The following is a 24,699-nucleotide window of genomic DNA, read 5'->3' as shown; positions in this document are numbered from 1 at the left end:
GCCCAGGAGACAGCGATGCCCCATGAACGCCGCCACTTCGTCCGCGTTGGTTTTGATGCGCCGGCCCTGCTGACCACGGCCACCGCTGCGTTCAGCGTGCATGTGCTGGACCTGTCCCTCAAGGGCGCTCTGATCATGGTGCCCGCACAGGCGGCATTGGGGCAAGGCACCTTGTGCCAACTGACCATTCCCCTGGCCGACACGGGCAACCACATCGCCATGTCCACCGAGGTAGCCCACGTGCAGGGCCTGCACACCGGGCTGCTGTGCAAGGGCATCGATCTGGACAGCGTCACCCACCTGCGCCGCCTGATCGAGCTGCAACTGGGCGACCCCGCCCTGCTGGAGCGGGACCTGGGCGAGCTGACGATGGCGGGCGCGGCGCACTGACGGCTGCCGCAGGCGCGAGCGCCGCTGCTGCAGCGGCGCTTCTGGTTCTCTTTGCGCGCTGGTCAGACCAGCCGGTGCCGCCCGATCACTGCGCCTCCTGCTCCTGCAGTGCGCGCCACATCACCTTGCCGCTCCCGCTCTTGGGCAACGCAGGCACAAACTGCACGATGCGCGGCACCTTGTATACCGCCATGTTCTCGCGGCACCAGTCGATGATCTGCTGCTCGGTGGTGTCCTTGTGCGTGGCGCGCAGCACCACCACCGCCTTCACCGTCTCGCCCCGGTAGCTGTCCTTGGCCGCGATGATGCAGGCCTCCTGGATGGCAGGGTGGCGGAACATCAGCGCTTCGACCTCGGCAGGCCACACCTTGAAGCCGCTGGCATTGATCATGCGCTTGAGCCGGTCGGTCAGGAAGAAGTAGCCGTCCTCGTCCATGCGCCCCAGGTCGCCTGAGCGGAAGAACCGCTTGCCCTCGAACTCGATGAAGGCCGATGCCGTGGCATCGGGCCGCTTCCAGTAGCCCTCGAACACCTCGGGGCCATGGATGATGATCTCGCCCTGCTCGCCCACGGGCAGTTCCTGCAACGTGTCGGGGTCGATCACCCGCGCATCGGTGCTCATGAACGGAATGCCCAGGCACTGCTGCTTGGGATGGTCGGGCGGGTTGGCGTGCGACGGAGCGGCCGTTTCGGTCAGGCCATAGCCTTCCGCGTAGCGCAGGCCATATTGCTCCAGCAGGCGCTGCGCCACGGCCTGCGGCATGGCCGCGCCGCCACCGCCGATATAGGCCAGGCTGGACAGGTCATAGCTGGCAAAGTTCGGGCTGCCCAGCAGGTCGATGACCATGGTGGGAATGTTGGTCCAGGTGGTGACCTGGTAACGCGATATCAGGCGCCCTGCCAGGTCGCGGTCCCAGCGGGGCATGATGACCAGCGTGGCGCCGCAGTAAATGGACGTGTGCATCACGCTCACCATGCCGGTGATGTGGAACATGGGCACCACCGCCAGCGTCACATTGTCGGCAGACCCATTGCCCCACAGGCTGCTGGCCACCGCGTTGTGCATGACGCTTTTGTGCAGGTGCATGCAGCCCTTGGGCAGCCCCGTGGTGCCGCTGGTGTAGGGCAACAACGCCAGGTCGGCCGGGCCCACCGACAAGGCAGGGGGCGCGACGGTGCAAGCCAGGGCATCCACCCACGCGTGGGCCTGCCCGCCCTCCAGCGCAGGCAAAGGGTGGCGTGTGCCCAGCCAGTCCATCCAGGCCTCGGGCGGCGCATCCATGCCGGTCACGCCCACGTCAAACGCATCCGAGAACTGCGTGACCACCAGATGCGCCAGCCGCTCGCCAGCGGCCAACGCGTTACTTGCCTTGGCCATCTCCGGGGCCAGATCGCCGGTGGTGATTGCCACCTTGGTGTCGGGGTCGGTGATGTAGTGCTTGAGCTCCTCAGCCCGGTTCATGGGGTTGACCGGCACCACCACTGCGTTGGCGCGAAGGATGGCAAAGTGCGCCATCACCAGCTGCGGGCAGTTCTGCATGCACAGCACCACCCGGTCGCCACGCTGCACCCCCAACTGGGCCAGCCGCGCAGCCAGGCGCTCCGCGCCTTCCATCAGCTGACGGTAGCTGACCGTGGTGCCGAAAAACACCAACGCCGCCTTGTCGGGGTAGCGACGTGCATTGGTCGCCAGGTTGTCCCACAGCGAGGTGGCAGGCAGCGTGATGGCATGGGGAAGGCGGCGGGGCCAGAACTTGTAGTGAGGTCGCATGGGGCTGGATTTCCTTAGAAGCCACCAGCCTAGGTCGCATGGAGCCCGAGGACATTGGGGATGCCACTGATGAATGGTCGCGCAGGCGACCGTTACCCCATGGCGCGCAGACGGAACACGCTGTCGACAAAAACAAGTGGTTACCAAATGCCTTGCCGCTAAGATCGCCGGAAGGCAGCCGTGCTAGGTCCATGCGTTCATTCAGCCAGTTGCCGCACGAAGGCCGACGTCGTCCCTACCTCAACCTACCGAATCACGCTCTGCAAAGCATGCTCACAGCCCTGTACTACGCATTGATGCTGCTCGTCGGATACGTCTGGTACCGCTACGGGCAAAAGCTACTGCGCCAGGGCCCACGGGATGACAGCGGCGAGTACACCAAATCACCACTGGGACCTTTCAGCTTTCTGGTCGTGGCGGGGATCGGGTGCTATCTGCTCTATGAAGCGTTGCGCGCGATGGTTCTGCGCCAGATTCCGTGCGTTGGCAAGGGCTGCGCAGGGCAGATCTACACGCTGGCCGAGCATGCTGACAAATATTGGGCGAACCTGTTTTTCGTGGTGTGGATGGTGGTTGCGCTGGCGTATGCCATGTACGTGACCTTCAAGCTCTGGACACGGCCCTGACGTCCGCAGGCCACTGTCGGATTCGTGCTGCCCGGGGGGCCAACTCACATCGCATATCGCAGCCGGGCGCAGTACCCGCGGACCGGCAGCGCGTTCAACTTTGAATCTGCGCCCACAGCTTGTCCAGCCGCTTGACGCTCACCGGCTGCGGCGTGCGCAGCTCTTGCGCAAAGAAGCTCACGCGCAGTTCCTCCAGCAGCCAGCGCAGCTCTTGCATGCGCGCATCCACCGCGCCCTTGCGCTCGGCGACCAGGCGCCAGTAGCGCTGCTCTTGCGGGCGCAGTTCGGCCAGTTTGGCGGCGTCGCGGGCAGGGTCGGCGCGGTATTTGTCCAGCCGCAGGGTGATCGCCTTGAGGTAGCGGGCGTAGTGGGCCAGTTGCGCCCAGGGGGCCACGGCGATGAAGTTCTTGGGCACCAGGCGTTGCAGCTGTTGCTGCGCGTCGGCCGTCGCATCCGGGGCGTTCTTGGTGTCCTTGATCTTGCGGGCAGCGGCGGAGTATTCGGTGAGGATGGTGCCCGCCAGACGCGCGACCTCATTGGCGATGAGTGTGAGGCGGCCTCGGCCCTCCTCCACACGGCGCTTGAAGGCGAACTCGTCGGTGGGCAGCGGGTCGAGCAGGAAGGCGCGGTCCAGCGCCACGTCGATGATCTGGGTGCGCAGCTCTTCCTGCGTGCCCAGGGGCATGTAGGCCACGGCCATTTTCTGCAGGTCGGGGATGTTCTTTTCCAGGTACTTGAGCGCGTCCTTGATCTGCAGCGCAAACAGGCGGCGCAGGCCGGCGCGGTGCTTGGCGGCGGCCACCTCAGGCTCGTCGAAAACTTCGATGGTGACGGCGTCGCCTCCGTCGATGAGCGCGGGAAAGCCGATCAGCGTCTGGCCGGCTTTCTTGATCTCCATGAGTTCGGGCAGCTCGCCAAACGTCCAGGCCGTGTAGCGCTGGCCCGCAGGGGCGGATGGCGTAGTGGTCGCAGGTTTCGCGGAGCCGGGTGCAGGGCCCTTTACTCCTGATTTGATAGCTGTTTGCGCTTTACCATCAAGCGCTGGAGGCATATTTGGCTCAGATTTTTCTTTCTCAGCCCCGCCACCACCCAGCTTGAGCCCCGCCAGCGCCTGAAACGCGCCCCGCGCCTTGGCGCCCCACTCCGCCTTCAGCGCGCCCAGGTTGCGGCCATGCCCCAGCTGGCGGCCGTGCTCGTCCACCACGCGGAAGTTCATGAACAAATGGGGGCTGAGCATGTCGAGCTTGAAGTCGGCGCGCTTCACGTCCAGCGAGGTTTCGTCGCGCACCTGCTTGAGCAGCACCTCGGTCAGGCTGCCCGTGCCAAAGCGCTCGGGTGCGCCCAGCAGCTCGGCCAGGCGCGTGGCGCTGTCGGGCAGCGGCACAAAGCGGCTGCGCGGGCGCTGCGGCAGGCTTTTGAGCAGGGCCTGGATCTTGTCCTTGAGCATGCCGGGCACCAGCCACTCGCAGCGCTCGTCGCTCACCTGGTTGAGCACAAAGAGCGGGATGGTCACGGTGATGCCGTCACGCGCATCGCCGGGCTCGTGCAGATAGCTTGCAGCGCAGTCCACACCGCCCAGGCGCACCGTCTTGGGAAAGGCGTTGGTGGTGATGCCTGCAGCCTCGTGGCGCATCAGCTCTTCGCGGGTGAGCTTGAGCAGGTCGGGTTGCTTTTTGCTTTCGTCGCGGTACCAGGCCTCAAAGCTATGGCCGCTGCACACTTCGGGCGGCAGTTGCTGGTCGTAGAAGGCGTAGATGAGTTCGTCGTCCACCAGCACATCCTGGCGGCGGGACTTGTGCTCCAGCTCTTCGACCTTGGCGATCATCTTCTGGTTGGCGGCCAAAAACGGCAGGCGCGTCTCCCAGTTGCCGCCCACCAGCGCCTCGCGGATGAACACCTCGCGCGCGGCGTGCGGGTCTACCTTGCCGAAGTTCACGCGGCGGTTGTTGTAGACCACGATGCCGTACAGCGTGGCGCGCTCCAGCGCCACGACCTCGGCGGACTTCTTCTCCCAATGCGGGTCCAGCAGTTGCTTCTTCAGCAAGTGGCCGCCGATCTGCTCCAGCCACTGCGGCTCAATCGCAGCGATGCCCCGGCCGAACAGGCGCGTGGTCTCGACCAGTTCCGACGCGATGATCCAGCGGCCGGGCTTCTTGTTGAGGTGCGCGCCCGGGTGCTTGTAGAACTTGATGCCACGCGCGCCCAGGTACCAGTCCTCCTCGTCGCTTTTGCAGCCGACGTTACCCAGCAGCCCGGCCAGCATGGACAGGTGCAGTTGCTCGTAGCTGGCGGGCTGGGTGTTGATCTGCCACTTGTGCTCGGTCACCACTGTGAGCAGCTGGGTGTGGATGTCGCGCCACTCGCGCAGGCGGCGGATGCTGATGAAGTTCTGGCGCAGCAACTGCTCGTACTGGCGGTTGCTGAGTTTGTGGGTGGCGGCTGGGGCGGCGGGTATTGCTGCTGCAGCAGCCGCTGCAGGCGCGCCGCCGCGCCGCTCCACGGGCAGGTACGCCTGCGACGGCGCCTTCTGCGCGGCCATGGCTTTTTGGGCACGGGCCGACGGCAGGCTGGGCGCCCCGCCCCGGGCCTCGTTGATCCACTTCCACAGCTTCAGATACCCGCTGAACTCGCTCTTGTCGTCGTCGAACTTGGCGTGCGCCTGGTCGGCCTGCTGCTGCGCTTCCATAGGACGGTCGCGCACGTCCTGCACGCTCAGGGCGCTGGCAATGATGAGCACCTCGTCCAGCGCCTTGCGGTCGCGCGCCTCGATGATCATGCGGCCCACGCGCGGGTCCAGCGGCAAGCGCGACAGCTCCACGCCCACGGACGTGAGTTCGTTGGCGTCGTCCACCGCGCCCAGCTCGGCCAGCAGCTGGTAGCCGTCGGCAATCGCGCGGCCCGAGGGCGCCTCGATGAACGGAAACTGAGTGACGTCGCCCAGGTGCAGCGACTTCATGCGCAGGATGACGCCGGCCAGCGAGCTACGCAAAATTTCGGGGTCGGTAAAGCGCGGACGGCTGTTGAAGTCTGCCTCGTCATACAGGCGGATGCAGATGCCGTTGGCCACCCGGCCGCAGCGGCCCGCGCGCTGGTTGGCGGCGGCCTGGCTGATGGGCTCGACCAGCAGCTGCTCCACCTTGCTACGGAAAGAGTAGCGCTTGACGCGCGCTGTGCCTGCGTCAATGACGTATCGGATGCCCGGCACCGTGAGCGAGGTCTCGGCCACGTTGGTCGCCAGCACGATGCGGCGGCCCGTGTGGCCGTCAAAGATGCGATCCTGCTCGGCTTGCGACAGGCGCGCGAACAGCGGCAACACCTCGGCATTGCGCATCACCGGCTGGTGCGACAGGTGTTTGCGCAGATGGTCGGCGGCCTCGCGGATCTCACGCTCGCCCGGCAAGAAAACCAGGATGTCGCCCGCCGCGTTGCCCTGCCACAGCTCATCCACGCCATCGGCAATGGCCTCGTTCAGACCGTAGTCGCGGCTTTCTTCAAACGGGCGGTAGCGTTGCTCGACCGGAAAGGTGCGGCCCGACACCATGATGACCGGGGCCGGACCCTTGGCGCTTTCAAAGTGCTTGGCAAACCGGTCCGCATCGATCGTGGCCGATGTGACGATGACTTTCAGGTCCGGCCGGCGCGGCAGGATCTGCCGGATGTAGCCCAGCAGGAAGTCAATGTTCAGGCTGCGCTCGTGCGCCTCATCGATGATGATGGTGTCGTAGGCCTTGAGCAGCGGGTCGGTCTGCGTCTCGGCCAGCAAGATGCCGTCGGTCATCAGCTTGACGGACGCATCGCGGCTCAAGCGGTCCTGAAACCGCACCTTGAAGCCCACCACGTCGCCCAGCGGCGTGTTCAGCTCTTCGGCAATGCGCTTGGCCACGCTGCTGGCTGCAATGCGGCGCGGCTGGGTGTGGCCAATCAGCTGCCCTTTCTGTCCGGGCTTGGCATTGCACTTGCCCCGTCCCAGCGCCAGCGCGATCTTGGGCAGCTGGGTGGTCTTGCCCGAGCCCGTCTCACCACACACGATGATGACCTGGTGCTTGGTGATGGCCGCCATGATCTCTTCGCGCTTGCCCGAAACGGGCAGGGAATCAGGAAAAGTGATGCGCAGCGGCGTGGTGGCAGGGGCGGCGCGGGGGGCGGGAGACGTGGGGGAGAGAGGCGCGGATTCGGTCATGAAGGCACGCATTATCCGAGAGCCGGGGTTTTCGGTATGTAATGCGCACACCTTCTCCACCGCGCGGCGATGTCTCCGTGGCCGGTGGGCCCCTTGGAACAGCCGCATGCCCTTGCAGACATCTGCCCCCACACCCGCTGCCGACGACCACGCCGCAACTCGCCCCCCACCCCGCTCCCCGTCCCGCCGCGACTGGCTGGCATGGGCGGGCACCACCGCAGTGGCACCTTGGCTGCCAGGCTGCGGTGGCAGCAACAACCCGGGGCCCCAGCTGCCAGCCACCATGGCCTGGGGCCGCCAGGAGATCCGGCAGGCCATGCAGGCGAGCCGGGCGCGGGCGGCATCGATTGCGCTGCTGCAGGGCGAGCGCCTGGTCTGGCAGGAGGCGTTTGGCGTGCTGGACGACAGCACCCGCACGCCTGCCACCCCCGATACGCGCTTCAACGTGGGGTCTGTGAGCAAGGTGCTGGCCGCACTGGCCGTGATGATCCTGGTGGACCGCCAGCTGGTGGAACTGGATGCCCCCGTGGTGAGCTACTTGCCGCAGTTCACCATGCTGTCGCCGGGCTACCGCGACATCACGGTGCGGCACCTGCTGAACCATGCGTCGGGGCTGCCCGGCACCCACACCCACAACCTGTTTTCGTTTGCCCCGCAACCGGGCTACGCGGCCGAACTAGAGGCTGCATTGGCCGACGTGCACCTGAAGCACGCGCCCGGCGCCATGGCGGTGTACTGCAACGATGGTTTCACCCTCGTCGAGCGCATCGTGCTCGCGGTCACCGGGCAGGCCTATCCGGCGTTCGTGCAGTCGGCCATCCTCAACCCGCTGGGCATGGCGCGGTCGGGCTACACGCTGCAGCCCCTGCCCCCAGGCAGCTTTGCCCACGGCTACATCGGTGATGCCCGCCAGGGCCAGGAGTTTGTGATGGGCTACGCCACCAGCGGGCTGTGCACCACCCCGAGCGACATGATGAAGCTGGCCGCCCTGCTGATGCGGGGAGGTGAACTGGACGGCCAGCGCATCGTCTCGAAAGCCGCCGTGGCCGAAATGGGCAGCGCGCAGTACCAGGACATGCGCCTGAGCCACCTCACCCCCGACTGGCACGCGGGCCTTGGCTGGGACAGCACCCAGCACCCGGGACTGGACGCCGCAGGCTTTGTGGCTTGGCAAAAGAGCGGCAACACGATGTTCTACGCCAGCGACTTCTACGTGCTGCCGCAAGCGGGCCTGGCGCTGCTGATCACCGGCAGTGCGCCCGGCTTCAAGCCGGGACCCGTTGCCGAAGGCATCCTGCTGCGCGCGCTGCACGAAATAGGGCAGCTGCGCATGCTGCCCCCCAAGGTGTCGGCGGCCTTCCCGGCGCAGGCCACCACCTCCTCCAGCGCGGTGGACGCCCTGCTGGGCATCTACGGCTGCTCCGCACGTCCCATCAAAGCCAGCTCGCCCGACAGCCAGCAGGTGGATTTGTCGATCTGGTCCGCCAAGGCCCAAGGGTGGGAGTCCCTGTGCACCGGGCTGCGCCTGTGCAGCGATGGCTGGTGGTGGTCGGACGCCCAGCCCCGCACGCAATACCGCTGGGAGCAGGTCGAAGGCCGCCGCTACCTGCTTGCGCGCGAGACAGCCACGGCCGGGCACTACGGGGTTGCCACGACGGTGGCACAGCAAATGCAGCGGGCCCCCGCCCCGCTCCCGCCGCAGTGGTCGGCGCGGCTGGGCAGCACGTGGCTGCTGGCCAACGAGGCGCCCGACTCCATCCCGCTGGCCATGGGCGTGGGGGCCGCCTCCCTGCAGGAGCTGCCAGACCTGCCCGGCTACTTGCTCTGGGACGACAGGCAGTTCCTGCTCCCCCTGTCGGCAGACCGCGCGGGCATGGCGGTGCAGGTGCCCCACAACGCGGGCCGCGACCTGGTGGAGCTGGTGGTGCACACGCACGACAAGGACGAGTGGGTGCACGCCGCAGGCTGGATGTATCGCCGCCACGATTGAGCCGCCCTGCCCCCGTGCAATGTGCGGGCCATGCGCACACACTGTGCGTTTTGTGCGACACATCGGCCAGCGCCGCGCCCCCCTGCGCTTGCCACGCGCAGCACGCCTCGCCACAATCGCGCCTTCTTTCAGCACTGCGCGTTTATGTCGGCCAGCCCCTGAGAGCCCTGGAGGTCACCGCTATGTTTGTTCCCTTGTTCGCTCCCGCCTGACCACTGTCCACCGCCCCGGCTGGACTGTGTTTTCACGCATCCAGCCACGGCAGACAAGCGACCTCCTGCACCTTGTGCAGCGCTCCACAAGCCCTGGCTAATTTGCCGGGGTTTTTTGTTTGTGGAACGCACACCATGAGTGCCAAAAAACTGTCTCGGGCCTTCGCCCAGGGTGAAATCAAGAAGCTGCGCCGCATGAAGCAGCCCCTGGTGCTGAAGCTTGAAGCCTCGGGCCCGCCCCGAAACCCTGTGGCCGCAGCGCTGGCCCAACGCAGCCTGTCCAGCGCGGCAGGCAAGCACATCCGAACCCGTGGGGCCCAGCGCCGCGCGGACAACGTCGCCCTGCGCAAGGCGATCCAGAGCCCCTTTTTGAACGATTGACATGAATCCCTTCAATAACCCACTGCCGCCACACCAGCGGCATCCCACCCCGCATCCGGCGCTGGCCGGTGCGCCAACGCACGCGGTGCACACCGCACCCGTGCGTGCCCAAGCGGTCGGGCCTTCCACGGTGCTTGCCAGCAGCGCAGAACTGGCCCAGCGCCAGCAGGCCTTGGCCCACGCGGCGTTGCAACTGAAAGCCGAGCTGTTCGGCATCGACGACGTGATCGACCGCGTGATCAATGCCATCCGCGCCTGGTACGTGCTGCCGCAGCTCATCACCCGGCCGGTCATCGTCTGCCTGTGGGGCCTAACCGGCACGGGCAAGACGCAGCTCACGCGGCGGCTGGCCCAGCTGCTGGGCTTTTACGACCGGTTTGTGGAAGTGCAGATGGACGGCTTCAGCCACGGCGCGAGCTACCGCAGCTCGTCCATCTCGGGCATGCTGGGCGACTCGGGCATCCACGAAGGCATGCCGGGCATCCTGGTGCTGGACGAGTTCCAGCGGTTTCGCACGGTGGACACCAAGGGCGCCGACGTGAAGGTAGAGCGCTACCAGGACGTGTGGACGCTGCTGTCCGACGGGCGCCTGCCACCCGCGTTGAGCGCGCTGTCCAATATCGAGCGCAAGCTGGCCGATGCGCACTACGAGGCTGAGCGCGCCGAAGATGGCGATGACGACCGCGCAGGCAAGAAACCCTACCGCTTTCAGCTGGACGCCTGGGATGCGCAAGAACTCAAGCGCATGCTGAAGCTGCAGGAGCCGCTGTCCGCCATCATGCAGTGGCCGCCCGCCAAGGTGCAGGCGCTGTTTGCCAGCTTTCAGCAGTCCAGCCATGCGTGGGAGACCGACTACAGCAAGCTGCTGGTGTTTGTATGCGGCAACCTCGACGAGATGTACCACGAGACCGCGCAACGCGTGGAAGACTGCGACACCGATGCCGACATCTTTCACCGCCTGACCCGCAAACTCTCGCTCATCGATGTGAAGAAGGCTCTGGGCGAACGCTTCAAGCCCGAGCAGATCGCGCGGCTGGGCAATGAACATGTGGTCTACCCGTCGTTCAGCAAGGCGACGTATGAGCGCCTCATCCATAACCTGTGCACCCGCTATGTGGACGATATTGCCGCGCAGTGTGGTGTGCGGTTTGCCATTGGGCAGGATGTGCTGAGCGAGCTGTATGCCAACGCGGTGTTCCCTGCGCAGGGCACGCGGCCACTGTTCTCGTCGGTGCACGCGATCCTGAGCGCCAATCTGGTCAACGCCGCGTTGTGGGTGGTGCAGGAGCAGCTTTCGCTGGACCAGGAGTTCTCCATTCACCTGGCGCCCGACAAGCGCCACCTGCTGGTATCCGGCCAGGGGCCTTCGGGCCCCGTGCAGGCCGCGTTTGCAGTAACACTGGAGCTGAACCGGCTCAAGCAGCGGGCCAACGCAGACTTTCGGGCCCTGCTGGCGGTGCATGAAGCGGGCCACGGGTTGGCCTACTGCGTGTTGTTCGGCCACGCTCCGCAAGAGGTGAAGATCAACATCGCCTCGTTCGAGGGCGGGTACAACAGCTTCTCCAGCCTCAAGGCCACGACGCGCCAGAACGCGCTGGACATGATGTGCGTAGGCTTGGCAGGCCGCGTGGCAGAAGAGCTGGTGTTCGGCGAAATGGCCTGCACTACCGGGGCCGAGCAGGACTTCAAGCAGGTGACGGCCGAAGCGGCGCGCTACATCCGCCACCATGGCTTTGGCGCGCGGCTGGCCCGCACCGATGTCACCGTGGAGATGGACAACCACGTCAACACCGACATCGGCCCCAGCAACGAGGCCATCGAGGCGCTGATGCAGCAGCAATACCAGCGCGCCCAGGCGCTGCTAACCACGCACCATGAGGCCCTGGGGCGCACGGTGGACGCGTTGCTGGCACACGGCACCATCGCCCCGGCGGAGATGGTGGCGCTGCTGCAAGGCTGCGGCATTGCGCTGGCCCCACCCTCGGACGCTGCGGGCACCTTGCCCGAAGAAGGCCTGGTGCTGGAGCCGTTTGGTGCCAAACTCAGCGCGTTTCGCGCACGCGGGGCGGCGTCCGCTGCACCTCAGCTGGTGTGACACCCAGCACGAGAGACGAAAGATCGATATGGCCGGCGGGTTTTCCGAGTCTGGCGACGGGCTGCACTACGCCAAGCACATCTCGGTGCCGATGCGCCTCCGAAGACGCTCCCCACCATGTGCTGCGCCTGACAGTGCGTGGCGAGCCCCCCATGCAGCGGGGTGGGTTTGACCGGCCGGAAGATGCCGAACGCTGGCGCCGCCGCGTCGCGGCGCTGTTCCAGGCTCACCCTGGCTGCGCGTGCAAATCCCGGCACTCGGTCCCTAAGGACACTTATCATTCGCACCTCGCGCATTACCACCACCGTCCCAACCGCCCTCCTCCATGTCCGCCGTTTTCAACTTCACCTTCGTCCCCTGGTTCCGCTCGGTGGCGCCGTACATCCACAAGTTCCGCAACCAGACGTTTGTGATCGGGCTGACGGGTGAGGCGATTGCGGCCGGCAAGCTGCACAGCATTGCGCAAGACCTGGCACTGATCCAGGCCATGGGCGTGAAGATCGTGCTGGTGCACGGCTTTCGCCCGCAAGTGAACGAGCAGCTGGCGGCCAAGGGGCATGCGGCCAAGTATTCGCATGGCATCCGCATTACCGACTCTGTGGCGCTGGACTGCGCGCAGGAGGCCGCCGGGCAGCTGCGCTACGAGATCGAGGCCGCCTTCAGCCAGGGCCTGCCCAACACCCCCATGGCAGGCGCCACGGTGCGGGTGATTTCGGGCAACTTCCTCACGGCGCGGCCCGTGGGCATTGTGGATGGGGTGGACTTCCAGCACTCAGGCCTGGTGCGCAAGGTGGATGTGGCCGGCATCCAGCGCACGCTGGACATGGGCGCGCTGGTGCTGTTGTCGCCGTTTGGCTTCTCGCCCACGGGCGAAGCCTTCAACCTGAGTATGGAAGAAGTGGCCACCAGCGTGGCCATTGAGCTGCGGGCGGACAAGCTGATCTTTTTGACCGAGGTGCAGGGCATCCGCATGTCGCCCACCGAGCCCGAGAGCGACGACAACCCCATCGACACCGAGCTGCCCTTGGCCGCCGCGCAGGCCCTGCTGGCCCAGTTGCCGCCCGCCCAGCAGCCCACCGACACGGGCTTTTACCTGCAGCACTGCGTGAAGGCCTGCAAGGCCGGCGTGGAGCGCAGCCACATCCTGCCGTTTGCGGTGGATGGCTCGCTGCTGCTGGAGGTGTATGTGCACGATGGCATCGGCACCATGGTCATCGACGAAAAGCTCGAAGAACTGCGCGAGGCCACGATTGATGACGTGGGCGGCATCCTACAACTGATCGAACCCTTCGAGAAGGACGGCACCCTGGTCAAGCGCGACCGCACCGAGATCGAGCGCGACATCGCCACCTACACCATCATCGAACACGACGGCGTGATCTTTGGCTGCGCAGCGCTTTACCCCTACCCCGAGGCCAAGACGGCCGAGATGGCCGCCGTGACGGTGTCGCCACAAAGCCAGGGCACGGGCGACGGCGAAAAGCTGCTCAAACGCATCGAGCAGCGCGCACGCCTGCTGGGGCTGGACAGCATCTTTGTGCTGACCACCCGCACCATGCACTGGTTCATCAAGCGCGGCTTCTCGCCCGTGGACCCAGACTGGCTGCCCGATGCGCGCAAGCGCAAGTACAACTGGGACCGCAAGAGCCAGGTGCTGGTCAAGAAGCTCTAAGCACGGGTGAACGCATCGCGTGCGGCCGCCACGGCCCGCGCCACCTGGGCAATCGCCGCATCCCGCTGCTCGGGCGACGCCATGGAGCGCGTGAGGTAGCAGGTCACCAGCACCGGTGCGCCGCCGCCCTGCGGCCACAGCACGCCGATGTCGTTGGCCGTGCCGCTGTCGCCCGCCGTGCCTGTCTTGTCGCCCACCTTCCAGCCCGGCACCCCGGCGCGCAGCCGTTTGTCGCCCGTGCTGGTCTCCACCAGCCAGCGCTGCAGCCAGGCCCGGGACGTGGGGCTGAGCGCGTTGCCCAGCACCAGCTTTTGCATGGTCTGCAGCATGGCCAGCGGCGTGGTGGTGTCACGCGGGTCGCCCACGGCGGCCTCATTCAGCGTGGGCTCGGTGCGGTCCAGCCGCGTGATCGGGTCACCCAGCGAACGCACGAATGCGGTGAACCCGGCCGGCCCGCCATGGCGGGCCAACAGCACATTGGCGGCGGTGTTGTCGCTCAGGCTCACGGTGGCAGAGCACAGCTCACCCACCGTCAGGCCACCACCATCGCCCGCGCGCGGGCCGCTGACGGGCGAGTACGCCACCACGTCGGCCGCTGCGTAGTGCACACGCGCATCCAGCCGCTCTTTGCCCTGGTCCACCAAAGCCAGCATCCAACCGGCGAGCACCAGCTTGAACGTGCTGGCCATGGCAAACCGCTCGTCTTGCCGCCAGCCCAGCGCCAGGCCCGATCCGGTATCGAGCATGGCCACGCCCAGGCGGCCCTGCGCAGTGCGTTCGATGCTGGCGAGTGCTTCGTTCCACGCGCGGGTGGTCAGGTCGCGGCGGTCGGGGTTGCGGACGGCTGCGCAACCCCACAAAGGCAGGGCCGTGGCGGCCATCAAACCCAAGGAAAACTGTCTTCTTTGCATATCGATGGAAAGTGTGGTGAGGAACAAGGCCCGAACGATACGGAGGTTCAGCCCCCAGCACCATCGACAATAATTGCCAAAAGCCCCAAGAAAAACTTTGACCTTTTGGCGCCATGCACTTGCCGCTCAACGCCCTGCGTGCCTTCGAGGCCTCGGCCCGCCACCTGAACCTCACGCGCGCCGCCCAGGAGCTCCACGTGACCCAGACCGCCGTGAGCCAGCACATCCGCAAGCTGGAAGACCGGCTGGGCAAACCGCTGTTCCGGCGCCTGCCGCGCGGGCTGGCGCTGACGGATGAAGGCCAGGCGCTGCTGCCGGTGGTGGTGGAGTCGTTCGGCAACCTGCAGCGCGCGCTGGAGAAGCTGGGCGACACCCGCCCGCGCGAGGTGCTGACCGTGGGGGCCGTGGGCACCTTCGCGGTGGGCTGGCTGCTGCCACGGCTGCGCGACTTTCAGCAGGCCTGCCCGTTTGTGGACCTGCGCCTGCTCACGCACAACAACCGAGTGGACATGGCGGGCGAAGGGCTGGACTACGCCATTCGCTTTGGCGACGGCGCCTGGCACGGCACGCAGGCCGACCGCATCATGGATGCGCCCATGTCCGTGATGTGCTCACCCGCCCTGGCCCACGGCCTGCGCACGGCGGCCGACCTGGCGCGCCAGCCTTTGCTGCGCAGCTACCGCACCGACGAATGGACCGCCTGGTTTGAGGCTGCGGGGGCGCCCTGCCCCGTGGTACGTGGCGCGGTGTTCGACTCGTCTCTCACCCTGGCCGAAGCAGCGGCGCAGGGCGCGGGCATGGCGCTGTTGCCGGTGAAGATGTTCGCGCGCGAACTGCAGCAGGGCCGTCTGGCACAGCCCTTTGCACAAGAGCTGCACCGGGGCGCCTACTGGCTGACAAGGCTGCAGTCCCGCCCTGCCACGGGGGCCATGACGGCGTTTCGGGACTGGCTGCTGGCGCAGGCCAGCGCCGGGGCGGGGGGCAGCACTGGTACCAGCGCCATCGCAGAGAAATTGGAGTGATTTAGGCCAGTAGCGCTAGTGCATATTGCGCTAATAGCTATCAATTAAATAGCAAACCATCCGAAGGCATCGGTACGCGCTATGGGACGATGCGCCACCCGGGCGCCCGGCGGAATCAAAAACCCATCGCCGTCACATCCACCGCGTCCACCTGCCCCGCCTCCAGAAACTGTTCGCCATACCGCAGGTACACCCGCTCCCGCACAAACACCTCGAACAGGTCGGGGTCGATGTGTCCGTTGTCGCGCATCTTGCACATGATGGCGATCGCCTGCGACAAGGTCATGCCGCTCTTGTAGGGCCTGTCTGCGGCCGTCAGCGCCTCAAAGATGTCGGCAATGCCCATCATGCGGGCCTGCAGCGACATCTGCTCGCGCGTGAGGCCGCGCGGGTAGCCCTTGCCATCCATGCGCTCGTGGTGGCCGCCCGCGTATTCGGGCACGTTTTGGAGGTGGCGCGGCCAGGGCAACGTCTCCAGCATCTTGATGGTGGCGACTATGTGGTAGTTGATGGTGTCGCGCTCGGCCTGGTTCAGCGTGCCGGAGCGGATGGTGAGGTTCTCCACCTCTTCGGCCGTCAGAAAGCTCGTCTGCACCCCTTGCGGGTTGCGCCAGTGGCGCATGGCGGCAATGTCGCGCACGCGCTGCTGGTCTTCGGGGCGCATGGCCTCGGTACCGGTGTTGCAGCGGCGCAGAAACTCGCGGTCTTCCTCCAGCGCGTGGATGTCATGTTGCAGGGCCTGCAGCTCCTGCCCCTCGGCCCGCGCGTCCACCACCGGGCGCAGCGCCAGTTGGCGGCGCAGCGCGGCCAGCTCGGCGTCGCGCTTGAGCACTTCAAACCGCGTGTCCACCAGGCCGATGCGGTCGTAGATGGTCTGCAGCTTGGTGGCTTTGTCCACCACATGCACGGGGGTGGTGATCTTTCCGCAGTCGTGCAGCAGGCCCGCCATCTTGAGCTCGTAGCGGTCGCGGTCGCTCATCTTGAACGCGGCCAGCGGCCCCTCGCGGGTGGCGTCCACGGCCTCGGCCAACATCATGGTGAGAGCGGGCACGCGCTGGCAGTGGCCGCCGGTGTAGGGCGATTTTTCGTCGATAGCCAAGTTGATCAGGTTCACGAACGACTCGAACAGTCGCTCCAGCTGCGTGATGAGCAGCCGGTTGGTCAGCGCAATGGCCGCCTGCGACGCCAGCGACTCGGCCAGGCTCTGGTCGGCCTGCGAAAAGGTGATGACCTCGCCCGTCTCCGGGTCACGCGCATTGATGAGCTGTAACACGCCGATGAGTTCAAGGTCGTGGTTCTTCATCGGCACCGTGAGGAACGACTGCGACCGGTAGCCCGTGCGCTGGTCAAACGCGCGTGTGCCCGAAAAATCAAACCCTGCGGCGCTGTAGGCGTCGGCAATGTTCACCGTGCAGTCGTGGATGGCCGCGTGCGCCGCCACCAGCGAATCATTGGGCCCGCCGTCGGCCGTACGCAGGGGCAGCAGCGGCAGGTCGATGGGCTTGCCGGTGGTGCCTCCCAGGCTGATGCCGAGGGAGTCGGTGCGCAGGATCTCAAACTTGAGCGCCGACTGGTCTTCCGTCACGCTATAGAGCGTGCCGCCGTCGGCGCCCGTGATGGTCTTGGCGGCCTCCAGGATGTTCTCCAGCAGCCGGTCAATGTCCCGCTCGCGCGAAAGCGCGGCGCCGATGCCGTTGAGCTGCTCCAGCCGACGGAACAGATTGAGAGTGGATTCCTTGCTCATGCGACCACCTTGCAAGCAGCGTTGGTAACCCCGCATCGTAACGAAAGGTGACAGCTATCATCACCTTTCCTTTTTCAAAAACGCCCAATTCGTGGACTCGGTCACACCCCGCTTTCTCACCACCGCGCTTTACAAGTTTGTGGACCTGCCCGACTTTGCGGCGCTGCGCGAGCCCCTGCAGGCCCTGTGCGACGCCCATGGCGTGCGCGGCATGCTGTTGCTGGCGCCCGAGGGCATCAACGGCACCATTGCGGGCGAACCGCAGGGTGTTCACGCCGTGCTGGCGTGGCTGCGCAGCGACGCGCGCTTTGCCGCCCTGCAGCACAAGGAGGCGCTGGCCGAGCGCATGCCCTTCTACCGCATGCGTGTACGCCTCAAGCGCGAGATCGTCACCCTGGGCGTGTCGGGCCTGAACCCTGCGCGCAACGCGGGCACCTATGTGAAGCCCGAACACTGGAACGCACTCATCGACGACCCGGGCGTGGTGGTGGTAGACACACGCAACGACTACGAGGTGGGCATCGGCACGTTTGAGCGCGCCATCAACCCCCACACGCAGACCTTTGCAGAGTTTCCGGCCTGGGTCGAAAAAGAAAAACAACCCGGCGGCGTGCTGGCAGGCAAGCCCAAAGTCGCCATGTTCTGCACCGGCGGCATCCGCTGCGAAAAGTCCACCGCCTTCCTCAAATCGCAAGGCTTTGACGAGGTCTACCACCTCGAAGGGGGCATCCTCAAATACCTGGAAACCGTGCCTGAAGAGTCCAGCCGCTGGCACGGCGACTGTTTTGTGTTCGACGAACGCGTGTCGGTAGGCCATGGCCTCGCACCGGGCCACCACCAGCTGTGCCGCTCCTGCCGCATGCCCCTGAGCGAGGTCGAACTGCAGTCGCCGCACTATGTGCCCGGCGTAAGCTGCCCCTATTGCCACGGCACCCGCACGCCCGAGCAGGAACGTGCCCTGGCCGAGCGCGAGCGGCAGATGCAGCTGGCCCGGCAGCGCGGGCAAGAACACATCGGCGCGCAGCAACCCGGCCGCCCCCCACGCACTGCGGCCAAGGACGCCGGCGATGACGGCATGGAGGGCGCAACGTGAACGCCCTGCCCGTCCTGTACTCGTTCCGCCGTTGTCCCTACGCCATGCGTGCGCGCCTGGCCCTGGCCGTGAGTGGGCAGGTGTGCGAACTGCGCGAAGTGGTACTGAGGAACAAGCCCCAGGGCCTGCTGCAAGCATCCCCCAAGGGCACTGTACCCGTGCTGGTGCTCCCTGGCGGCCAGGTGCTGGAGCAGAGCCTGGACATCATGCTGTGGGCGCTGGCGCAGAACGACCCGGAAGGCTGGCTCACCCCCAGCAACGGCACTGTGGCGGACATGCTGGCGCTGATTGCCGAATGCGACGGCCCGTTCAAGCAAGCGCTGGACCGGTGCAAATACCCCAGCCGCTACCCCGACGCCGACCCCACCCTGGCCCGCGCCCATGCGGTGGATTGGCTGCAAACGCTGGAGACAAGACTAGCCCACCATACCTGTCTGTATGGCAACCGGGCAGCCCTTGCCGACATGGCCATTGCGCCCTTTGTACGGCAGTTTGCCGGCATTGATGACGTCTGGTGGAGTGCCCAACCGTGGCCGCGCTTGCAGGCCTGGCTGGCCCACTGGCAGGCAAGCCCGCTGTTTGAGCAGGTGATGCCCAAACTGCCCGCCTGGGTGGACGGAACGCAAGGCGTACCATTCCCGCACAGCAACGGGATGCCCGGCTGACGGCACCATCCCGAATCTGCTTGAGATCGGTGCCTTAGGCACCATCTGTTCCACAGCGCATCACGCTCCGTGGCACCAAAGGTCACCACGTAGCAGCCCTTCTCCACCTCATGCACCGCGCAGCCTCCCCAGGGCTTCACTGCGCAGAGCCCTCCCCAAACACCCACTCGCCCCCATTACCCCTGCATGAAAATCATCGACGAAATGTTGAACCTGGACCTGCTCACCCAAGAGCAGCACCTGCAAATCAGCGCCTGGATCGCGCGCTCCACCTCGCCGGAAGAGATATTGCAAATGCCGGCGCCACTGTGGCAAGCAGTGGAACGCGCCAGCCAGACCATGGGCATCAATGAGGACCTGTTGCGCCCGCCGTCGCTGGATGCAGGGGGTGTGGTGCTGGGCTAGTTGCAAGCCAATGCCGGCAAGGGCGTCTCTCACCGCAGAGGACCCGGTGTTTGAAAAACTTCCAGCATGAAAAAAGCGCTCCGTAGAGCGCTTTTTGGGGGCAGAGCCAGGGCTGCCGTCAAGCCACCGAGTAGCCGGAGCCCCGCTGGGTACCACCCTTCAAGGCCCGCACCAGCAGTGCCAGCAGCACCAGGCCAAAGCCCACAAAGCAGATGAACGACCAGTTGGCAATCGAGCCCCCGAGGAAAGTCCAGTCGATCGCGGTGCAGTCACCCGAACCGCGGAAGATCATGGGGATGGCGCGGCTGATGGGGTAGTTTTCGATCATGCCGTAGAAGTCGCGGCCGCAGGTCGCGATCTCCGGTGGGTACCACTGCAGCCAGCTCTGGCGGGCTGCCACAAAGGCGCCAAACCCGGCGGTGACCAAGGCCAGCACCCCAAAACTCATCCACCAGCCCCGATTGCCTCGCGCGCTCGCCAGGGCCGTGAATACCGCCACACCAATGAGCGCATAGCGCTGCACGATGCACATGGGGCAAGGCTCCAGGCCCACCACATGCTGCAAATACATGCCAAAGGCCAGCATCGCCACGCAGGCCACGCTGATCAGTGCCAGCACACGGCGCGGGGCCTGATCGATCCAGTTCAACAACATCTTTGTTATCCCTCTAAGCCGCGCAGTGCCTGGCGCGACATCCCCAGGGAAGCTGCTCAGATACCAGCGGCGTGATCCAAGAACACTCGGGCGCGGCGTGGTGTGACCACCAGCGTTTCACCCTCATTGAAACCCATTTCCTTGAACTGCTGCGCAGGAATCTGCGCTTCGATCAGGGACTCTGGGGACGCATTGTCCGCTGGTTTGTGGTCATCGGTCGGAATAAGTTCCAGCCGCGCAATCGGCCCCACCACAATGGCTCGGCTCAGCTGGGCCACGATCCCACGGGGACGGCCTTCGGCGTCCAGGCCTGCGCCGGGGGAGTAGCGTTCCACGTCCAGGTCGTGCGGGCGCACGTAGGCAAAGGCCTTGGCATTCTGCGCCGCCTGGTGTTCGGGCGAATCGAGCTGCATGCCTTCCAGGTGCACCAGACCTTCATGCGCGCGGCCATGGAACAGGTTCACATCGCCCAGAAAGCCGTACACAAACGGGCTGGCGGGCTGGTCCCACACCTGCTGGGGCGAGCCGCTTTGCTCGATCCTGCCCTGGTTGATGACCACCACGCGGTCGGCCACTTCCAGAGCTTCTTCCTGGTCGTGGGTCACGAAGATGCTGGTCACATGCAGTTCGTCGTGCAGGCGGCGCAACCAGCGGCGCAGTTCCTTGCGCACCTTGGCGTCGAGCGCGCCGAAGGGTTCGTCCAGCAGCAGCACCTTGGGCTCCACCGCCAGGGCGCGGGCCAGTGCAATGCGCTGGCGCTGGCCGCCCGACAGCTGCGAGGGGTAGCGCTCGGCCAGCCAATCCAGCTGCACCAGCTTGAGCAGATCCATGACCTTCTTCTTGATCTGCGCTTCGCTCGGGCGCTCGCTGCGGGGCTTGACGCGCAGGCCGAAGGCCACGTTCTCAAACACCGTCATGTGGCGGAACAGCGCGTAGTGCTGGAACACGAAGCCCACGTTGCGCTCGCGCACATGCACGTCGGTGGTGTCTTCGCCGCTGAAGTGGATGGTGCCCACATCGGCTGTTTCCAGGCCCGCGATGATGCGCAGCAGCGTGGTCTTGCCGCAGCCCGAGGGGCCGAGCAGCGCGATGAGTTCGCCCGAGGCAATGTCCAGGCTCACATCGCGCAGGGCCTGAAAGTCGCCAAACTGCTTGCTGACGTTACGGATTTCAATGCTCATGTTCTGTTTCCTTCACACACCAGCGGGCGCAGGGCGCTCGGGCGGCAATTCGGCGGCGGCCTTCAAGGCCTGCTCGTTGCGGTGTTCGGCAATCGTCTTGATGACCAGCGTGACCAAGGCCAGCAGGGCCAGCAGCGAGGCTGCGGCAAACGCGGCCACCGACTGGTACTCGTTGTAGAGAATTTCCACGTGCAGTGGGATGGTGTTGGTCTGGCCCCGGATGTGGCCCGACACCACCGACACCGCGCCAAACTCGCCCATGGCCCGTGCGTTGCACAAGATCACGCCATACAGCAGACCCCACTTGATGTTGGGCAAGGTCACGTACCAGAAGGTCTGCCAGCCGCTGGCACCCAGCACGATGGCCGCCTGCTCCTCGTCATTGCCCTGCGCCTGCATCAGCGGGATCAGCTCGCGGGCGATGAACGGGAACGTCACAAACACAGTGGCCAGCACGATGCCCGGCACGGCAAAGATGATCTTGATGTCATGCGCCGCGAGCCACGGGCCAAACCAGCCCTGGGCACCAAACATCAGCACGTAGATCAAACCGGCCACCACAGGCGACACGGAAAACGGCAGGTCCACCAGCGTGGTCAAAAACGCCTTGCCCTTGAACTCGTACTTGGCAATGCACCAGGCCGCCGCCACGCCAAACACCAGGTTCAGCGGCACCGCAATCAGCGCGGTGATCAGCGTGAGCTTGATGGCCGACCACGCATCGGGCTCGCGCAGGCCTTCCAGGTAGGCGCCAAAGCCCTTGCGCAGTGCCTCGGCGAACACGGCGGCCAGCGGCAACACGAGGAACAGCAGCATGAAAGCCAGTGCCAGCGCGATGAGCGTGTAGCGCACCCAGGGCGCCTCGGTGGTGCCGGCCTGGGCGCGGCGAACAGTTCGAGAGTTGGCACCGCTCATGCTGGAGCCCCCGCGTGGCGGCGCTGCCAGGCTTGCAGCGCGTTGATGATGAGCAGCAGGATGAAGGAGATGACCAGCATCACCACGGCCACGGCGGTGGCGCCTGCGTAGTCGTACTGCTCCAGCTTGCCGATGATGATGAGCGGCGTGATCTCCGACACCATGGGCATGTTGCCCGCGATAAAGATCACCGAACCATATTCACCCACGGCCCGCGCAAACGCCATGGCAAAGCCGGTGAGCAGTGCGGGCGTGATGGAGGGCAAGATGACCTTGGTGAAGGTCTGCAGGCGTGTGGCACCCAGGCAGGTGGCCGCCTCTTCCAGCTCCTTCTCGGCGTCTTCCAGCACCGGTTGCACGGTGCGCACCACAAACGGCAGGCCGATGAAGATCAGCGCAATCACGATGCCTGCGGGCTTGAACGCGAGCTGGATGCCCAGGGGTTCCAGAATGCTGCCCACCCAGCCATTGCCCGCCAGCAGGGCTGTGAGCGAGATGCCCGCCACGGCGGTGGGCAACGCAAACGGCAGGTCCACCAGAGCGTCCACGATTTTTTTGCCCGGAAACTTGTAGCGCACCAGCACCCAGGCGATCAGCAGACCAAACACTAGGTTGACCAGCGCTGCGATGAACGATGCGCCAAACGTCAGCCGGTAAGAAGCCAGCACCCGCGGCGCGCTGATGGCCGCCCAGAACTGGTCCCAGGTGAGGGTGAAGGTCTTGAAGATCAGTGCTGACAGCGGGATCAACACGATGATGCTCAAGTAGAAAAGGGTGTAGCCCAGTGACAGCCCAAAGCCGGGCAGCACGCGCTTGGGCGCGCGCCGTCCGGCCGGAGCGGCGGCCACGGCAGTCGCAGCGGTCATAGATGCAGTGGTGAGTCGGGAAAAGCGCCGGGCCTACTTACTTGGCGCCGGGCGTGTACAGCTTGTCGAACTGGCCACCGTCATTGAAGTGCACCTTTTGCGCTTCGGTCAGCGAGCCGAAATACTTGGCCACCGTGAACTGCTTGAGGGGCTTGAACGTGGCTTCGTACTTCTTGAGCACCTTTTCCGAGCGTGGGCGGATCGCGTGCTTGGCGGCGATCTCCTGGGCTTCGTCCGAGTACAGATAGTCCAGGTAGGCCTTGGCCAGCTGGGCCGTGCCCTTTTTGACCACAGTGCGCTCGACCACGGCCACGGGGTTCTCGGCTACCACGCTCACCGAGGGGTAAATCGCATCGACCTTGCCCGCGCCAAATTCGCGGTCGATGGAGACCACTTCGGATTCAAAGGTGATGAGCACGTCGCCCTGGTTGCGCTGCAGGAAGGTGGCGGTGGCATCGCGCCCACCCTTGGCCAGCACGGGCACGTTCTTGTAGAGCTTGCTCACGAACTCCGCCGCCTGTGCGTCGGTGCCGCCCTTTTCACGCACGGCGCCCCAGGCGGCCAGGTAGGCATAGCGACCGTTGCCGCCGGTCTTGGGGTTCACCACGATGACCTGCACGCCGGGCTTGATGAGGTCGTCCCAATCCTTGATGTTCTTGGGATTGCCATTGCGCACCAGGAACAGCATGGTGGACGTGGTGGGCGATGCGTCGTTGGGAAACTTCTTGGCCCAGTCCTTGGCAACCACGCTGTTGTCGGCCAGGAACTGCACGTCGGTGGTCGTGTTCATGGTCACCACGTCGGCGGCCAGGCCATCGTTCACGGCCCGCGCCTGGGCGCTAGAGCCCGCATGCGACTGGTCGATCTTCACGTCCTGGCCGGTGGTCTTCTTGTAGTGCGCGGCAAAGGCGGTGTTGTAGTCCTTGTAGAACTCGCGGGCCACGTCGTACGACACGTTGAGCAGCGAATTTTGAGCGGCAGCCATGCCGCTCGCGGCCAGGGCCACGGAGGCCAGGAGGGTCTTGAGTTTCAGAGAAGTCATGGAGAAGTCGCCCAAAAATGCTGGAGATTCCGCATTGTGCGGATCCCCTCTTAAAACTCAAAAGAATATATTTTTGTTAATTAATCGAAAATTGGCATATGAATGCTGTCAGGGGTGCACTGAAGTCAAGAGACCTGAGCCCGCTGCGCCTGCCTAGGCGAGACATTTCTGACCCCATAGACCCCAAGCGCTAGTGCAATATGCCCAGAAAGCTATCAATAAGATAGCAATCAGGCAGCAGCAGAGGACACCTGCGCGTAGCCACCCATGGGCCGGTTACCGGTGTGATCCCCCTCCAGCGACTGCAACAACGCCCAGCCCAAAGGCCATTCGCCATGGCCCGAGTCAATGTTGATGTGCCCTGCGTTCTGCATGCGCACAAACTCGCTGCCCCAGGCTCGCGCATAGGCGCCCGCCAGGCGGATGGGACAAAACGGGTCGTTGCTGCTGGCCACCACGATGCTGCGGTAGGGCAGCGCGGCATAGGGCACGGGCGCAAAGTCGCTCAGGATGGCCCGGCGCTCCGGGTCGGCCGGGGCCACCAGCAGCGCGCCGCAGACCTTGGCCGCAGCCTCAGGGCCCATGTGGGTGGTGGCAATGCAGCCCAGGCTGTGCGCAACGATCACCACGGGCTGGGGCGCAGCCAGCACCGTTTTTTCCAACTGGCTCACCCAGGCCGAACGCGTGGGCGTGATCCAGTCGTCCTGCACCACACGGCGCGCATGGGGCAGGCGCTCGGCCCACAGGCTCTGCCAGTGGCCGGGGCCCGAGTCGCGCCAGCCGGGGACGATGATGATGGAGGTGGTAGCGGTCACAGGCTGGGATTCTGCGAGCCAGCCTTTAAAACCCAAACGACTTAATTTTTGTTATTTAATCGCCAAAT

20 protein-coding genes are annotated in these 24,699 nt (G+C 65.4%); 10 read left to right on the top strand and 10 right to left on the bottom strand.

The window, feature by feature from the left end; genetic code table 11:
- Positions 1–15: 15 nt before the first annotated feature.
- A complete protein-coding gene (locus ACT531_RS18005) occupies positions 16–390 on the top strand; it encodes a PilZ domain-containing protein (protein ID WP_209819826.1) in 375 nt (124 codons plus the stop codon).
- Positions 391–475: 85 nt separating this feature from the next.
- Here the strand turns inward: ACT531_RS18005 and ACT531_RS18000 are convergent, their stop codons facing one another.
- Entirely contained in the window at positions 476–2,161 is a 1,686-nt protein-coding gene (locus ACT531_RS18000; RefSeq protein ID WP_476018304.1) for a long-chain fatty acid--CoA ligase, read from the bottom strand.
- A gap of 191 nt (positions 2,162–2,352) precedes the next feature.
- On the opposite strand from ACT531_RS18000, the gene ACT531_RS17995 reads away from it, so the two are divergent.
- Complete coding sequence (locus ACT531_RS17995) at positions 2,353–2,787, top strand: hypothetical protein (RefSeq protein ID WP_476018303.1); 435 nt, start codon at positions 2,353–2,355, stop codon at positions 2,785–2,787.
- A 94-nt stretch (positions 2,788–2,881) separates the two neighbouring features.
- Here ACT531_RS17995 and hrpA read toward each other — a convergent pair whose 3' ends face one another.
- Positions 2,882–6,967, bottom strand: coding sequence for an ATP-dependent RNA helicase HrpA (gene hrpA, locus ACT531_RS17990; protein ID WP_476018302.1), 4,086 nt, complete (start codon positions 6,965–6,967; stop codon positions 2,882–2,884).
- A gap of 106 nt (positions 6,968–7,073) precedes the next feature.
- On the opposite strand from hrpA, the gene ACT531_RS17985 reads away from it, so the two are divergent.
- From ACT531_RS17985 to argA, 4 genes are all read left to right on the top strand, one after another.
- Positions 7,074–8,957 carry a serine hydrolase domain-containing protein gene (locus ACT531_RS17985; RefSeq protein ID WP_476018301.1) on the top strand — a complete coding sequence of 628 codons (1,884 nt, stop codon included), beginning with the start codon at positions 7,074–7,076 and terminating at the stop codon, positions 8,955–8,957.
- A gap of 347 nt (positions 8,958–9,304) precedes the next feature.
- Entirely contained in the window at positions 9,305–9,550 is a 246-nt protein-coding gene (locus ACT531_RS17980; protein WP_060985330.1) for a hypothetical protein, read from the top strand.
- Between the two features lies 1 nt (position 9,551).
- Entirely contained in the window at positions 9,552–11,645 is a 2,094-nt protein-coding gene (locus ACT531_RS17975; RefSeq protein ID WP_476018300.1) for an ATP-binding protein, read from the top strand.
- Between the two features lie 325 nt (positions 11,646–11,970).
- Positions 11,971–13,317, top strand: coding sequence for an amino-acid N-acetyltransferase (argA, locus tag ACT531_RS17970; protein ID WP_015014347.1), 1,347 nt, complete (start codon positions 11,971–11,973; stop codon positions 13,315–13,317).
- Here the strand turns inward: argA and blaACA are convergent.
- Positions 13,314–14,228, bottom strand: coding sequence for an ACA family class A beta-lactamase (blaACA, locus tag ACT531_RS17965; protein WP_476018299.1), 915 nt, complete (start codon positions 14,226–14,228; stop codon positions 13,314–13,316). The two genes, argA and blaACA, sit on opposite strands and share 4 nt — an antisense overlap.
- Before the next feature lie 113 nt (positions 14,229–14,341).
- On the opposite strand from blaACA, the gene ACT531_RS17960 reads away from it, so the two are divergent.
- Entirely contained in the window at positions 14,342–15,250 is a 909-nt protein-coding gene (locus tag ACT531_RS17960; RefSeq protein WP_476018298.1) for a LysR substrate-binding domain-containing protein, read from the top strand.
- A gap of 115 nt (positions 15,251–15,365) precedes the next feature.
- Here ACT531_RS17960 and ACT531_RS17955 read toward each other — a convergent pair whose 3' ends face one another.
- Positions 15,366–16,994, bottom strand: coding sequence for a GAF and HD-GYP domain-containing protein (locus ACT531_RS17955; RefSeq protein WP_476018297.1), 1,629 nt, complete (start codon positions 16,992–16,994; stop codon positions 15,366–15,368).
- Positions 16,995–17,085: 91 nt separating this feature from the next.
- Between ACT531_RS17955 and trhO the strand changes: the two genes are divergently transcribed.
- The 3 genes from trhO (at position 17,086) to ACT531_RS17940 (ending at position 19,157) form a co-directional block, all read left to right on the top strand.
- Complete coding sequence (gene trhO, locus ACT531_RS17950) at positions 17,086–18,087, top strand: oxygen-dependent tRNA uridine(34) hydroxylase TrhO (RefSeq protein ID WP_476018296.1); 1,002 nt, start codon at positions 17,086–17,088, stop codon at positions 18,085–18,087.
- On the top strand, positions 18,084–18,752 hold the full coding sequence (locus tag ACT531_RS17945; RefSeq protein WP_476018295.1) for a glutathione S-transferase: 669 nt from the start codon (positions 18,084–18,086) through the stop codon (positions 18,750–18,752). The genes trhO and ACT531_RS17945 overlap by 4 nt, the downstream gene beginning before the upstream one ends.
- Before the next feature lie 186 nt (positions 18,753–18,938).
- A complete protein-coding gene (locus tag ACT531_RS17940) occupies positions 18,939–19,157 on the top strand; it encodes a hypothetical protein (RefSeq protein ID WP_015014353.1) in 219 nt (72 codons plus the stop codon).
- A 118-nt stretch (positions 19,158–19,275) separates the two neighbouring features.
- On the opposite strand, the gene ACT531_RS17935 is transcribed toward ACT531_RS17940, so the two are convergent.
- The 6 genes from ACT531_RS17935 to ACT531_RS17910 form a co-directional block, all read right to left on the bottom strand.
- A complete protein-coding gene (locus ACT531_RS17935) occupies positions 19,276–19,812 on the bottom strand; it encodes a disulfide bond formation protein B (RefSeq protein WP_015014354.1) in 537 nt (178 codons plus the stop codon).
- 56 nt (positions 19,813–19,868) lie between these two features.
- Positions 19,869–20,993, bottom strand: a complete 1,125-nt coding sequence (locus tag ACT531_RS17930; RefSeq protein WP_476018294.1) for a sulfate/molybdate ABC transporter ATP-binding protein — start codon at positions 20,991–20,993, stop codon at positions 19,869–19,871.
- Between the two features lie 12 nt (positions 20,994–21,005).
- A complete protein-coding gene (gene cysW / locus ACT531_RS17925; RefSeq protein WP_015014356.1) occupies positions 21,006–21,908 on the bottom strand; it encodes a sulfate ABC transporter permease subunit CysW in 903 nt (300 codons plus the stop codon).
- Positions 21,905–22,774, bottom strand: a complete 870-nt coding sequence (gene cysT, locus ACT531_RS17920; protein ID WP_476018293.1) for a sulfate ABC transporter permease subunit CysT — start codon at positions 22,772–22,774, stop codon at positions 21,905–21,907. The genes cysW and cysT overlap by 4 nt, the downstream gene beginning before the upstream one ends.
- Positions 22,775–22,811: 37 nt before the next feature.
- A complete protein-coding gene (locus tag ACT531_RS17915) occupies positions 22,812–23,816 on the bottom strand; it encodes a sulfate ABC transporter substrate-binding protein (RefSeq protein WP_476018292.1) in 1,005 nt (334 codons plus the stop codon).
- Between the two features lie 230 nt (positions 23,817–24,046).
- Positions 24,047–24,631 (bottom strand): RBBP9/YdeN family alpha/beta hydrolase, encoded by a 585-nt coding sequence (locus tag ACT531_RS17910; RefSeq protein WP_060985249.1) that lies wholly within the window; start codon positions 24,629–24,631, stop codon positions 24,047–24,049.
- Between the last annotated feature and the right edge of the window lie 68 nt (positions 24,632–24,699).

This window comes from Acidovorax sp. DMC1, assembly GCF_056314325.1.
Note: the sequence above shows the minus strand (reverse complement) of the source record. Positions and strands in the feature narration are given on the sequence as shown.